Here is a 12,651-nt window from a genome sequence, read left to right as displayed (position 1 = left end):
AGAAAAGATTCTAAACTATTGGCGAAAATAAAACAGCATACTATGTAAATAAAAAGGACCCTCTAAGTGGCCCTTTAATCTTTTACCTGCAATCTTACCCAGCCTAAAGCTGAACAGCGGAATAGCAGGAATGCATAACAAATATAGTAAACGAAATCTCAAGTGATAGCTTCTCTTATATCTTATAATCCCCTCTCCTCTCCACCGCTCAAGCATACTCCAGTAACAAATTACCATCAATCCCCAGCAACTTATGCGCGGCCTTCAAAAAAGGAACATCCGGCTTTCTTTTTCTGCTCATGATTTGCGATAACTTCGGTTCGCCAATGCCCAGCAGCTTCGCCAGTTCTTTTTGCTTTAACTTTCGCTCATACATTTTCAGCTCGATCAGCCCTTCCAGTGTTTGAGGCGCCGGTATTGTATAGATACTTTTCTCAAACGCTTGTGCGGCTAATGCCAGGCTTTGTAAAGATTTCAGTTCTTTATCGGAGAGTTTCTTCTCGCCCTTTTTCATCAGCGTATCAATCTCCTTCATTACCACATGATATTGCTTTTCACTTCCAATCTTCGTTTTACGGTTTGACATATCACCAATTTTAAATAATTACTACTCAGTATGGACTAATTCAGAGATCGGTCAGATCCAGCTTGTCATATTCCTTATGCGTTCCGACAAACTTAATGTAAACTGTTCTCACTCGAAAAAAGATCCGCGCAATCAACCGATACTCATTCCCCTTTATATTGAACACGTACAGATCATCGCCCACAGCATCAACAGAATTGAAAAGTTGCTTTACCTCATGAAAATTCGCCCAGTCGGATTTCTCCGTTACCTTATACCAATTGTTCAATTGGTCCGAAACATTTTTGTGCCGCTCTGCATAATCCTTGATCGTCTTATAACTGATAACTACCACTGGAATCGCTTTACAAAATTAAGTAAAATTTCAAAAGATGAAATTATCTTTCTGGATATAAAAGCCCTTATCAGCCTGTTCGGGCCAGATCTGCAAGAAAGATCTTTTCACTTCTGACTGCATTAACAAGTACAAAAACTACGGTTTTAACTAAAAACTGTACAGGTTTTTTAACGGAAATAGGCGTGATTTTCATCAACGAAATTTGCCAATAAGGAACAAACTCCTGGGGTCTTCGCGTTAGGTACGCAAGACAAAGTACTGATCGATTCCCGGGAACTTTACGGCCTGGCGCTGCAACAGAACGCCTGTTCCATTGTCGCCATTCACAACCATCCCGGCGAACGGCTGAACCATCGCCCGCAGACAAATCGATCACACAACAGTTGATGAAAGGAAGTGAATTCGTAAATCTCCGGCTGCTCCCCGGGTCAAGCCCGGGGCAGGCTTTCACCTCATAATTTCAGAAGAGGGTTATTTCAGCTTTTTGGATGAAGGATTATTTGAAATATTGAGCGATAAAGCGGCAACAATATTTAGCACCTAAAGTGATTTAAAGTTCTTTAGTATTGCAGACCTTCTTGAATGCGCGAAAAAATCAGTGCATGATATATTGGCCAACAACTTGCTGACAATTCCAAGCGGACGGCTTCTTCGAAGCCGATGCGTCGTCGGAGACATACGCATTACCCTTGACTGTTGCTCCGTTCGTTATTGGTTGGGAAGTAGCTACGCATAAATTGGCAGAAAATTCCACGATCAGGCGCGTAACTATTCATTGACATATCCTTCGCAATAGAGATATTAGGGAGACAGCATGGAGAATATGCGGAGATGCGTCTCACCAATGTCTGCTTATTGTCCTATTAATGTCTGAATAAAGTCTGTGTAAGGTCCCAGAAAGTTCCAAATTATCCCAAAAAGTCCCAGGAAGTCCCAAAATGTCCCAACGACTTAAAAGGATCAAAGTAGTTTGAGCGAAGTAGATTCGATAAGCAGATCAATTATACCTGACTTTAATAGTGGTATATTGATTTACTATATTGCAAAATACGAAAATTCATGAGATATTTAGTCATTTGTTTACCTGGTCGGTCAAAAGACAGGCACTGAAACAAAAATTTGAAACAATTGATTATGAAACCTTATCAGATTTCTGAACACTATGCTTTATCGGGCATATGATGATGGGCACCCGAAATCCCCAAAACAATAAATATGAAAAAAGTACTTGCGTTATTGTTGCTTTGCAATGGAGCTGTCGCTCAACAAAGCTTTAATGCTACCAATAAACTGGGGTACAAACTGAGTGTTGATACTCCGCCCGGAAACCCGGAAAAATTCACCACAACTATCTATCAAAATAACAAAAGGCTATTTACCGTACCCTATAAACCAATTACAGATGAAAATTAGATCTTACTTTATAATTGCGATATCTACATGCAGCATTGCGGCATGTAGCCAGAGCGGAAGTTTGAGAAGTAGCCTGTCCGATGATTGTTTCTGGGATATATACGAAAAAGGTTCTCCTCATCCCGTAAATTCCTGTTATCAATTTCTCACAGATGGCAAATGCTTCTTTTATTACTACAACTTTCGTAACGACACCCGAACAGACTCAGTTTTTAAATACAGTGATGGAGATGTTGTCGTTTCTGATAAATGGAATGTTTACAAAGATTCGATTGGGATAAGAGACATAAACTATAAAGTCGAAAAATATAACTCTGACTCTTTATTCCTATCTTTCAAAGAGCGACAGATTGTCTTAATAAAAAATTGTGCGACGCGGAGTTCACACAAAATAAAGTAGAGTTGAAGAAAGGGCGTTTTAAATGATTGAATTTCTGCTAAAATAAAAGCCCAGCGCATGTCGTGCTTTTATTTTTGATATTCCGGTGGTAAGATCTTGATGAAAATATCTTTACTTGACATGGGCAACTTTGAAATATGGAGTTGCAAGTGGAGATTACGACACCTACTCCGGTGCAGGAAAAAGACGACCTGACTCTCAATTAGGTGGTATTCAAGGCGAAATTCTGAGAGCCAGGTATCCACAACTGATGATCAGGCAAATAACAAAAAGAATTCTTCCGGCAAAAGAAATGGCTCATCTGTATGAGCGTTATCTTGTAAGTCAATATCAACTCGCACATAATGGTGAGAATCCGCCAGAACAAGGATTACCTTTCTTACCTTTTCAATAATTTTCTAACATGCTTAAGTTATTCTACATCTCAATAACCGATTCAAGCGAACTATGGGTTCCGCCGGGCGGAACCCGCCTTCATCCTCTGGCTTTACAAATACTTCAGCACCGCGATTTCCAGTACATTCAAATTGGGAATGACTTTTCGCATGTCACGAGTTATACGTAATTTTCAAACTACGCATCGGTTTCGCAGAAACCGTCCGCTTGCAGATTTTAGGTGATAGTACCGACATCGAAAAGTCCCTTAGCACTACAGGCCGTCTTCAAATGCGCGAAACAAATCAGCGGGCGATAGATCGGCCAACGACTGGCTGGCAACAGTAGGCGGACGCCTTCTTCGAAGCCGATGCGTAGCCGGAGACATACGCATAACCCTTGATTGTTGTTTTGTTCGTTAAGGGTTGGGAATAAGACTATGGGTTAACCGGGACAACAAAAAACGGCCCTACCCGGTATCCCCTTAAGTATTACAAGTCTATAGGTGCTGGCTTGACCCTTGTATCAGAGTCGGTCCTGCGCCGGTTGATCAAGTACTTATGTGAAAAGAATGAAGCAGCTTTATTATATTCTTCAATACAATGGGGAACTGCCTCCAGGAAACACAACACCTCAATAAACTAACATGAATTTCAGAGTTTTTTTAGAATGGGACGAGCAAACCGGAATAAGTTATAGCAAACTTTATCCGATGGTTGACGGCATAGAGGCATTTTTTCGCGAACATCAATATGGAACTTCTATCAATGAGATCAACGCATTACTGATATTAAGGGGATATGACTTTAAACAAAGGAAACGATTCAAAAAAGATGAGGCATTATTCACGTATGATATTCTTCTTGACTATTTCTTGATTAAAAATGTGTCTATGGACGAGAAAAAAGCAATTATTCGCCGCCAGATCGTCGAGATAACTGAAGCAACGTTCAGTAAATACAAGTTTGATGATTTTAATAAACAACGCTTTTTGTCAGATCTCAAAACTAGTGTTGGTGAAATTCAGTGGTAATTTCATTACCAAGAGCTCAATGCCTTATTCTGAAAATGAGTAACCGATATTCAAATAATAAAGCCGCAGCAGTGCGGCTTTATTATTTCCATTTTGGGACGCAGCTGAGAGTATCGCATTAAAATGCCCCAATTACTATTACCACTTAGTGGCAAATACAATCGTATGCGATTGAAAAACAAAGATGAAAACATTTTCAGGGATTAACCCGATTTGGAGATGCAAATCCTTTTATTATTCTCAAACACATCGTTGATCTTTTAGGTTGCCTTTTGTCCATATTGGCGAAGTGCCCAATCGTTTGATTTTGATCCTGGTAATTGATGCATCAGATTGCTCATTGTACCATCTTGCCGGGTAGTAACGGGATCCAGCATTTTTTAAGGCAAAAGATAGCAGTATGTTACCCAATTGATAGCTAGTCTTAACATTTCAACTGCAAACAAAGCGTCTGGATATGGTATTTTTAAAGTGTATAAATTTCCAACACTAAAAGAGAAAATGGTAATATGCGTTTTGACGTTGAAAAGGCACAGATCGAAATTCGTGGCGGGGCTTGCGCCATAATAAGTTGTAATCTTTTGTTCGTTACTGATAGATGGATCAACTCACCAGAATATCGGTGCTTTAACTTCCCTGTTAGAGGCAACAAGCTAATTATACCACACTTCGAAACCTTAAGCGCCTCGATTGTTGACAATATGACCAGAAAGATCAGAAAATTCTCGGGGGTAACGCTAAGGACGATTAACGATTTCACAGGAATGCTACTTATTTGTGTATTTTCTGAGCTTGAAGTACATGACACAGTTATTGTCGGCCTTGCCGGACTCGGTCCCCTCTCAATCGAGTTTAGCATTGAACTTGCTAAAAAATACCTGTCAACAAACCGTACTAAAAGAATTGTGTTCGTCGATTTATCGCAGGGCAGTGATGATCTGAAGCTTACTCTTTTATAACAAGTAGTGTTTCTAAAAATTGAGCATCCCAGGCGTCCGGCAAAACTGTTTAATTAAGCTATCTGGAAAAGTTAGCGGTATTGACGGCATGAAGAGTTATTTTTCTTCGGAAAGATTTTTACTATTCATTTCTCTTAGTTCGAATCTGTTGAAAACGCAACTAATTATGGCAAAATAAACTGTACTCATGACAACCAGTGGTTCAGACTACTGTGACATATTATAGGTTAATAACCTCCAGAAAACCGGAATACACATCACCCGTCGACGTTTGACGGCTATACCGAAAAATCGGCCAGTCCTTCATTCATCCGATCATACCTCCGGCACTCACCTCCAGAGATCAGCCACACTATAAGCAACATTTCTGACCAGTATTATCCATACCTTAGCGATCCAAAAGCTAACCCGCAGCAAGCGGTTCCATAAAATCTGTCAACATGAAATTGATACTCTTACTTCTTTGTTTTATTTCAAACAGTGTGATCGCTCAACAGCTGGATATAATGTTGATAGGTGTTTCCCACAACTACAGCGGATATCCTGCCCAGGATTTCTCTGGCATTCATAAAAAAATTAAAGATTTCCGTCCTGCTGCCTTTTTTGGAGAATTTCTCAGCAGCGAAGATGAAAAGCTTGTAATGGATTACTGGTGTAAAACGGATAATATCAAAAGACTGCAGATCCTTGAAAAAAACCGGCACATCCCCAAGGCGCTGCTGCCGGGCAGGATAGACAGTCTGAAGAAACGAGCCTTGCTGGACACGGCAAATTATTATATCAAAGCTGATCTGTCCCACGCATACTATCTTAACCAGGATGTCGCGAACGCGCATTATCAATTCTGGAAAGTATTCGGCCACCTGCAGCGGGAACCCAATACTTTGCTCGAAAAATATGTAGATAGTTTACTTTCTCCCAAGCTGGATACGACGGGAAGAAGCATGAAGAGATTAAAAACCTCGGAGTATGCAGTGATCGCGTTTCCCCTGATGCAGCAATTGGGCATAAAGGAACTGTTTTCCATGGATTGCCAGGACTATGATTTGAACTGGGGCGCATCCTGGGCTGCGTTTGACGCAAAATTCAATGTATTCCGCAAGGATACGAGCCTGGCATTCAAAAACGAATTAAAGTCTCATCTTGGCAGGATCAACAGCGGTTATGCCATATATGATTCTATTGAAAAGCATTCGAAAAGAGTGACCGAATGGCTGAATACCGACGAGGCGGCAGGCATCTCGGCATCAGGAGATTTCTATTTGCAGGACATGTATGAAATGAACAACTTTCCAAAAGAAGAAATGCTTTCGAAGATCCATTGGTGGCTCATGAGAAACAAAGGAATGTGCGAAAATGTAGTAAACCGTGCACGTAAAGCAGGCGTTACGAAAATAGTGGTTATTGCTGGCGCCAATCATAGAAAATACATGCAGGATATTTTCCGTAATATGCCCCAGGTCCGGGTAAGAAATATAAACGAATTTTAATAAGACCGAATGAATAAACCGGCGCACCGGCAATAAAACACGGGGTAGGCTACCGTTCGATCAATAATACTCACCGGTAATAACGATCTGACGTTGTCAAAAGATAAAGCAGTCCTGCCAAAGCAAGACTGCTTTGAATGATAGTGACCTTATTTCACTTCTACAGACAGCGCCCGTGGCTTTGCCTTCTCACTCTTTGGCAAAGTTATCCTGAGGATGCCGTCAATATAGGCTGCGCTGACATTGGCTGAATCCACCGTTTCATCAAGCGTGAAATGACGTTTGAATGAACGTAGCACATATTCATTTCTGACCCAGCCGGCGTTTTCCTGGGTTTGTTTTTTCTGATCGTCCTGTATAAAGGAGATCTGCAATTCATTGTCCTGCACAATGACCCTGAACTCTTCCTTACGGCATCCCGGCGCAATCACATCCACTTCATACTGTTGGTCGGTCTCACGTACATTCACAGGTACGTCATTCTTATGTCCGGGCATTTCTGTATCCCATAAGTTCCCATCAAAGAAACGGCGGAGCGTATTGTTGAAAAGTCCGTCAACCACATGACTTAGCTCCTTTGGATTTACAGCAGTCTGTTTTTGAATTGTGTTGTTCATAAATCACCTCCATGTTTTAAATTGATAAATAGGATTACCATATTAAGAACGGGTTATCGCCATGCGGCCATCCGTCCTTTTTATCAGGGCGGTTACGCATCCGCCTTTTGAATAGCTGGATGAGTTGTCGCATAACATTTGATTTGGGAATTGCCGAACAAGCACAATGCCATCAGCTCCGGCGCTGAAAAACTGACATTCGAACTGATTTTTTTTCAGTGGAAAATGAAAAAATTGCAGCAAGGCGGTAGTTAACGCAACTAGCGAGTGGCGTAAAGGAACGCGGTGGACGCGGCGATACGCGACGTACGCGGCGAATACAAAGTCTGCTATGACTGTTTTCGCTGCGTACGTCGCGTATCGCCGCGTCCGCCGCGTTCCCCTACGCCATTCAAATACTTCTGGGTACACGGTAGCCCTTCGGGGGAAATTTAGAGGGGGCCTTACGCAGGGCGGCAGACAAGACAGCTAACTACCTTGTTCTAACCTGACCAATGCTTAAAATCTCCGGGAAGTCTACGCCAGTCGATTTTGATCCCTCCTGGAAGCACCGCGGTCCCCTTGCTGAATAGCTTAAAGTGGTCCGCCGGATTTGTTATTGCTGCCCGGGAATCTTCAATATCGCATCAAACGCCGGCTTTGGCTTCAGCTGCCTGTCCCACAACAACGGATAGTTCGTTCTGCCTGGCACCGGGTAATCATTTTTCCAGCTCATGTCATCCGCAATCCCCCACACAGAAACTCTTGAGATCTTATCCCGCTTTCTGTAGAAGATCGAAAATAGCTCTGCATAACGCTTGGTCAGCAAGACCTGGACACTATCGGGCAATCCTTTTCTATAGGGATCAAGAAAGGATTTAAATTCCTCTAACTGGAACTGCTTATCAGCCATTCCCTGGCCGATCACCTGGCCTTCTTTTGTCAGCGGCAGGACATCTACGTCCAGCTCTGTGACCATCACTTTCACACCACAGGAAGCATAGGCATCGATCGCATCTTCAATATACTTATTGTCGGGATAGTTAAGTCCCCAGTGCCCCTGCATACCTATTCCATCGATCCGGATGCCTTCTTTTTGCAGCATCTTTACCAAACGGATGATCCCATCCCGTTTTGCGGGACGCCAGGTATTGAAATCGTTATAATACAATGCCGTACCCGGAGCATATTGCGATGCAAAAAGAAAGGCATATTTGACCAGCGTATCTCCATTGCCAAATGCATTTACCCAGGCTGTTGGCCTGTAGTTGCCATCCTCCCCTATCACTTCATTCACTACATCCCATGCGTGAACGCGGCCCGCATATCTCCCGGCCACGATCCTGATATATGATCTGAGACGCTCCAGCTGTTCTTTCTTTGTATTGGGTTTACCTTGCCCATTGGTGAAGAACCATGCAGGCACCTGGTTATGCCACACAAGTGTGTGACCAATGATAAACATTTTATGCTTTTCGCCGAAGGCAACAAAACTATCAGCCGCTGCAAACTCAAACACACCAGGCTTAGGATTGATCAATGCCGCCTTCATCACATTTTCAGCCGTAATTGCATTGAATTCACGGACCGCAATATCCTGCATCCCCTTATTCTTTCCCGAAACGATTTCATCATTTACCGCAGTGCCAATCATAAACACTCCCTTATATGCATCCTTCAATGCAACACGCGTATTTTGTGCATGTACAAAACCGCCATCTGCAAAAACCGTGATCAGGCAGATCATCGCGGCGATCAGCATAGAATATCTCCTCCTTACTATCATAAAATATCGGCTACCCATATCCTGTCTAACTTTTGAATTTTCACTCGAAAAATATCTATTCTTTACTGTCTTAAGACTTCAAATACACAGACCCTATTTTTTAATTTTTACTTTTGAATTTTTACTTCCTAATGAGAATCCCTCGTCACTTCCGATCCCGAACTTCCCTGCAGAAAGTCAAGATCGGCGCCCTTATCAGCACCCATTACATGCCTGATATAAAGACTTACATAGCCCCGTTCTGCCGCAGGTTTGGGTGGTTGCCAGGCTTGCCTGCGTTTGTGCAACTCGTCATCTGTCACGTGCAGATGAAGTTTCCGTTGTTCTACATCCAGTTCTATCAGGTCGCCATTCTGAACAAGTGCAAGCGTTCCGCCGATAGCCGATTCGGGCGATACATGAAGCACGGCGGTGCCATAAGCTGTTCCACTCATGCGTCCATCTGAAATGCGCACCATGTCTGTGATACCCTTCTCCAGTATTTTTTTTGGCAGCGCCATATTGCCGACTTCCGGCATGCCGGGATAACCGACTGGTCCGGCGTATTTCAATACCATCACGCAGGTTTCATCAATATCCAGCAGCGGATCGTCCACTCTTGCATGATAATCCTCGATGCTTTCAAAAACCACCGCCCTGCCCGTATGTTTCATCAGGGAAGGTGTTGCGGCGCTGGGTTTGATCACAGCTCCATTTGCAGCGAGATTTCCTTTGACAACGACGATCCCCGCGTCTTCTTTAAATGGTTTTGTATATGCAGCAATCACCTCCTGATTATAGCAGGAATGATCATTAACAATATTTTCATGATGATTTTTTCCCGTGACGGTCACCACATTCTTATGTAAATGTTCTTTCAGTTCATGGAGAATTACAGGCAAGCCCCCGGCGTAATAAAAATCTTCCATCAGGTATTTGCCGGCAGGCATCAGGTTCAGCAACAAAGGTATCTTGCTTCCCAACCTGTCAAAGTCTTCCAGCGTGAGTTCTACGCCGATCCTCCCGGCAATGGCCATGAGATGGATCACGAAATTTGATGAGCCGCCGATGGCTGAATTAGTGATGATCGCATTTTCAAATGCTTCACGCGTCAGTATCTTATCAATGGTCAGATCATCCCGGACCATCTGAACGATCCTTCGTCCGCTTAACTGCGCCATTACTTTTTTCCTTGAATCGGCTGCCGGAATGGCTGCAGCGCCACTCAGCGTGAGCCCTAGCGATTCAACCATACAGGCCATGGTAGACGCTGTTCCCATTGTCATGCAATGCCCGATACTGCGGCTCATGCAGCTTTCTGCATATTCGCATTCTTCCTGGGTCATCTTGCCTGTCTTCATGTCTTCATCAAACTTCCAGACATGCGTTCCGCTGCCGATCAATTGCCCTTTATAATGCCCGTTCAGCATGGGTCCGCCGGGCACAACAATAGTCGGCAGGCCTACGCTAGCGGCACCCATCACGGTTGAAGGCGTTGTTTTATCGCATCCTGTGAGCAACACCACGCCGTCAATCGGGTTGCCGCGAATACTTTCTTCGGCATCCATGCTGGCAAGATTCCGGAATAACATCGCCGTGGGTTTCAATAATGTTTCGCCCAGGCTCATGATCGGAAATTCAACCGGGAACCCACCTGCTTCCAGCACACCTTTTTTCACTGCTTCAGCATGCGCACGGAAATGCGCATTGCAGGGCGTAAGTTCACTGAACGTATTGCAGATCCCGATCACCGGCCTTCCATCGAACATGTCTGTTGGCATGCCCTGGTTCTTCATCCAGCTCCGGTAGATGATACCATCTTTATCTTTACGGCCAAACCAGCCGCGGCTTCTTAATTCTTTTCCCATTTTGATTAGGAGTTTTGATCATGTGATCAGGCTTTTGCTTCGCTGCGGCACAGGCCCCCTCTAAATCTCCCCCTTCAAGGGAGACTTCGCACATTCATTATGAAAGCAGCATCAAATATGTCGAACAACATGTTCGACATACCTGGACACTTTTTATTATCAGGACTGTTCCAAGTCTCCCCTGAAGGGGGAGATTTAGAGGGGGCCCTACGCCTGTCAATCAAAGAAAAGACCAGGTGTGGAAACATCCGGTCTGACTAACTGCTATATAAAACTTTTATAAATGATCATTGCTTATCCCACCAGATCCTTGTGCTCAATTTATCAGCACCCTGCCGGTCCGTTGCCTCATTCAGGTTGGCTGTATTAACAGCTAATTCTGATGTGGGATAGGTCAGCCTGCGGATGAACGTTCCATTCGGCACATCAGGGTTATTCGGTTGTCCGTAAGGATTGGGTGTCAAGGCCGGGAAACCCGTTCTCCGGAAGTTCGCAAATGCCTCGGGCCCATTCAGGAAGGAAGAGATCCAATACTGTGTATTGATCTGCTCGAGTTCCGATCCTGCATTCAGTGGTGTATTGGCAATATAGGTGTCTCTTGCAGATGCTGATACGGCAGTTCCTGTATGGTAGGATCCCATTTGATCCATATGTGCTTTGATGCCATCCGAAAAATATTGCGCGGAAGTACTGGTGGTGATCCAGTTCCTGAATCTTGCTTCCGCCATCAGCAACAGGGTCTGCGAAGCGGTTACAATAAATGCCGGTGAAGAAATGTTCAGTATTCTTCTTCTGTCGGCCTGGCTGTAATCATAAAAACTTGCCAGTCCATCTGCGGTTGCCTGCGCCACGATCGTACCATTGTCTTTCCCGATCGGCATCCCGATCTGAACGGCAGCCGTCGTATTACCTGCAGCGGCAGTTTGTCCGTTGCCAGAGGTTGCGCCTACATAGCGTACCGCGATAGCCGCCAAACGTGGATCATTTGTACTCTTCAACCGGTCGACGAATGGTTTGGTAAGGTAGAAATTGGCAGCCTCACTTCCGTTCAACCCGCCACCGAGCGGATGCGTATAGTTTGCATCATGCCTGATCACGGCATTATCCGCATTATCGGTGATCACGCCCGCCGCGATCGCAGCAGCGACAACAGATTGTCCGCGTGTTGGATCAACTTTTACCAACCGCATGCCGGCACGAAGCAGCAGAGAGTTCGCAAATTTTTTCCATTTGGTGACATTACCGGCATAAAGCACGTCTGCTGTTTCAATTGGTGAAGAAGCGTTCAGTGCGGCAGAGGCTTCGGTCAACTCCTTGATCAATCCTGTATAAATATCCTGTTGCCTGTCATATTTAGGTAAGAGGATATTTTCGGTCAGCCCGGCACCACCTTGTGAATATGGAATATCGCCATACTCGTCCGTCAGGATCATGTAGGCATAACTTTGAAAGATCCTTACCATCTGATACAGGTTTGCACGGCCCGGTGCGTCTTTTGACTTCACCATGGCGTCATGCGTCATCTTGATCACACTCTGGTAATACACGGCCCATAATTGCGGCGTAGTGATATCACGATTATCCTGGTTGAAGTTTGCGCCTGCCACAACACCTCCATTTGGTGTAACGATCTGCTGCACCACGCCGATATCGAATACCAACGATTTGAAAGGAAATGAAGAGTTGATGACCGCCTGGTTCAGCAGGATAGCGGGATCCAGTGTGGATGGGTTGACCTTATTCTGATTAAGCTCTTCCAGGTTTCTGTCACAGGAAGAGAAAAACAACGTGATCAGTATAATTGAGGTGAGATTGAATATTCGTTTCAT

At 44.1% G+C, this 12,651-nt stretch carries 11 protein-coding genes and 1 pseudogene; 6 read left to right on the top strand and 6 right to left on the bottom strand.

Features of this window, described 5'->3' with window-relative positions; translation table 11 throughout:
• Positions 1-208: 208 nt before the first annotated feature.
• Together LZZ85_RS13080 and LZZ85_RS13075 are read right to left on the bottom strand one after the other, a co-directional pair.
• Positions 209-586, bottom strand: coding sequence for a helix-turn-helix domain-containing protein (locus LZZ85_RS13080; protein WP_237872383.1), 378 nt, complete (start codon positions 584-586; stop codon positions 209-211).
• Positions 587-626: 40 nt separating this feature from the next.
• Positions 627-920 (bottom strand): type II toxin-antitoxin system HigB family toxin, encoded by a 294-nt coding sequence (locus tag LZZ85_RS13075; RefSeq protein WP_237872382.1) that lies wholly within the window; start codon positions 918-920, stop codon positions 627-629.
• A 246-nt stretch (positions 921-1,166) separates the two neighbouring features.
• Here LZZ85_RS13075 and LZZ85_RS28805 point away from each other — a divergent pair.
• The 6 genes and pseudogenes from LZZ85_RS28805 to LZZ85_RS13050 all read left to right on the top strand — a co-directional run.
• Positions 1,167-1,310, top strand: a pseudogene (locus tag LZZ85_RS28805) (JAB domain-containing protein); the annotation flags it as partial.
• A gap of 828 nt (positions 1,311-2,138) precedes the next feature.
• Positions 2,139-2,336: a hypothetical protein gene (locus LZZ85_RS13070; RefSeq protein ID WP_237872380.1), complete on the top strand. Its 198-nt coding sequence runs from the start codon at positions 2,139-2,141 to the stop codon at positions 2,334-2,336.
• Between the two features lie 515 nt (positions 2,337-2,851).
• Positions 2,852-3,130, top strand: a complete 279-nt coding sequence (locus LZZ85_RS13065) for a hypothetical protein (RefSeq protein WP_237872378.1) — start codon at positions 2,852-2,854, stop codon at positions 3,128-3,130.
• 627 nt (positions 3,131-3,757) lie between these two features.
• The gene (locus LZZ85_RS13060; RefSeq protein ID WP_237872377.1) at positions 3,758-4,144 is read left to right on the top strand and encodes an Imm44 family immunity protein; all 387 of its coding nucleotides are present in this window, start codon (positions 3,758-3,760) and stop codon (positions 4,142-4,144) included.
• Positions 4,145-4,653: 509 nt separating this feature from the next.
• Positions 4,654-5,103, top strand: a complete 450-nt coding sequence (locus tag LZZ85_RS13055; RefSeq protein ID WP_237872375.1) for a hypothetical protein — start codon at positions 4,654-4,656, stop codon at positions 5,101-5,103.
• A gap of 440 nt (positions 5,104-5,543) precedes the next feature.
• On the top strand, positions 5,544-6,593 hold the full coding sequence (locus LZZ85_RS13050) for a DUF5694 domain-containing protein (RefSeq protein ID WP_237872373.1): 1,050 nt from the start codon (positions 5,544-5,546) through the stop codon (positions 6,591-6,593).
• A gap of 149 nt (positions 6,594-6,742) precedes the next feature.
• Here the strand turns inward: LZZ85_RS13050 and LZZ85_RS13045 are convergent, their stop codons facing one another.
• From LZZ85_RS13045 to LZZ85_RS13030, 4 genes are all read right to left on the bottom strand, one after another.
• The gene (locus LZZ85_RS13045) at positions 6,743-7,210 is read right to left on the bottom strand and encodes an Hsp20/alpha crystallin family protein (protein WP_237872372.1); all 468 of its coding nucleotides are present in this window, start codon (positions 7,208-7,210) and stop codon (positions 6,743-6,745) included.
• Positions 7,211-7,805: 595 nt separating this feature from the next.
• On the bottom strand, positions 7,806-8,975 hold the full coding sequence (locus LZZ85_RS13040; protein ID WP_237872371.1) for an endo-1,4-beta-xylanase: 1,170 nt from the start codon (positions 8,973-8,975) through the stop codon (positions 7,806-7,808).
• A 128-nt stretch (positions 8,976-9,103) separates the two neighbouring features.
• Positions 9,104-10,822 (bottom strand): IlvD/Edd family dehydratase, encoded by a 1,719-nt coding sequence (locus tag LZZ85_RS13035; protein WP_237872369.1) that lies wholly within the window; start codon positions 10,820-10,822, stop codon positions 9,104-9,106.
• 287 nt (positions 10,823-11,109) lie between these two features.
• Positions 11,110-12,651, bottom strand: coding sequence for a SusD/RagB family nutrient-binding outer membrane lipoprotein (locus LZZ85_RS13030; protein WP_237872368.1), 1,542 nt, complete (start codon positions 12,649-12,651; stop codon positions 11,110-11,112).

Origin of the sequence: Terrimonas ginsenosidimutans, assembly GCF_022012415.1 — a bacterium.
GTDB classification, from domain to species: Bacteria; Bacteroidota; Bacteroidia; order Chitinophagales; family Chitinophagaceae; genus Terrimonas_A; species Terrimonas_A ginsenosidimutans.
The sequence above is the reverse complement of the archived record's forward strand: the minus strand, read 5'-3'. Positions and strand labels throughout refer to the sequence as shown.

Excerpts from the sequence above, each read along its gene's own strand:
- LZZ85_RS13080 (WP_237872383.1), bottom strand. The coding sequence starts at position 586 with ATGTCAAACCGTAAAACGAAGATTGGAAGTGAAAAGCAATATCATGTG.
- LZZ85_RS13070 (WP_237872380.1), top strand. The coding sequence starts at position 2,139 with ATGAAAAAAGTACTTGCGTTATTGTTGCTTTGCAATGGAGCTGTCGCT.
- LZZ85_RS13060 (WP_237872377.1), top strand. The coding sequence starts at position 3,758 with ATGAATTTCAGAGTTTTTTTAGAATGGGACGAGCAAACCGGAATAAGT.
- LZZ85_RS13055 (WP_237872375.1), top strand. The coding sequence starts at position 4,654 with ATGCGTTTTGACGTTGAAAAGGCACAGATCGAAATTCGTGGCGGGGCT.
- LZZ85_RS13050 (WP_237872373.1), top strand. The coding sequence starts at position 5,544 with ATGAAATTGATACTCTTACTTCTTTGTTTTATTTCAAACAGTGTGATC.
- LZZ85_RS13045 (WP_237872372.1), bottom strand. The coding sequence starts at position 7,210 with ATGAACAACACAATTCAAAAACAGACTGCTGTAAATCCAAAGGAGCTA.
- LZZ85_RS13040 (WP_237872371.1), bottom strand. The coding sequence starts at position 8,975 with ATGATAGTAAGGAGGAGATATTCTATGCTGATCGCCGCGATGATCTGC.
- LZZ85_RS13035 (WP_237872369.1), bottom strand. The coding sequence starts at position 10,822 with ATGGGAAAAGAATTAAGAAGCCGCGGCTGGTTTGGCCGTAAAGATAAA.
- LZZ85_RS13030 (WP_237872368.1), bottom strand. The coding sequence starts at position 12,651 with ATGAAACGAATATTCAATCTCACCTCAATTATACTGATCACGTTGTTT.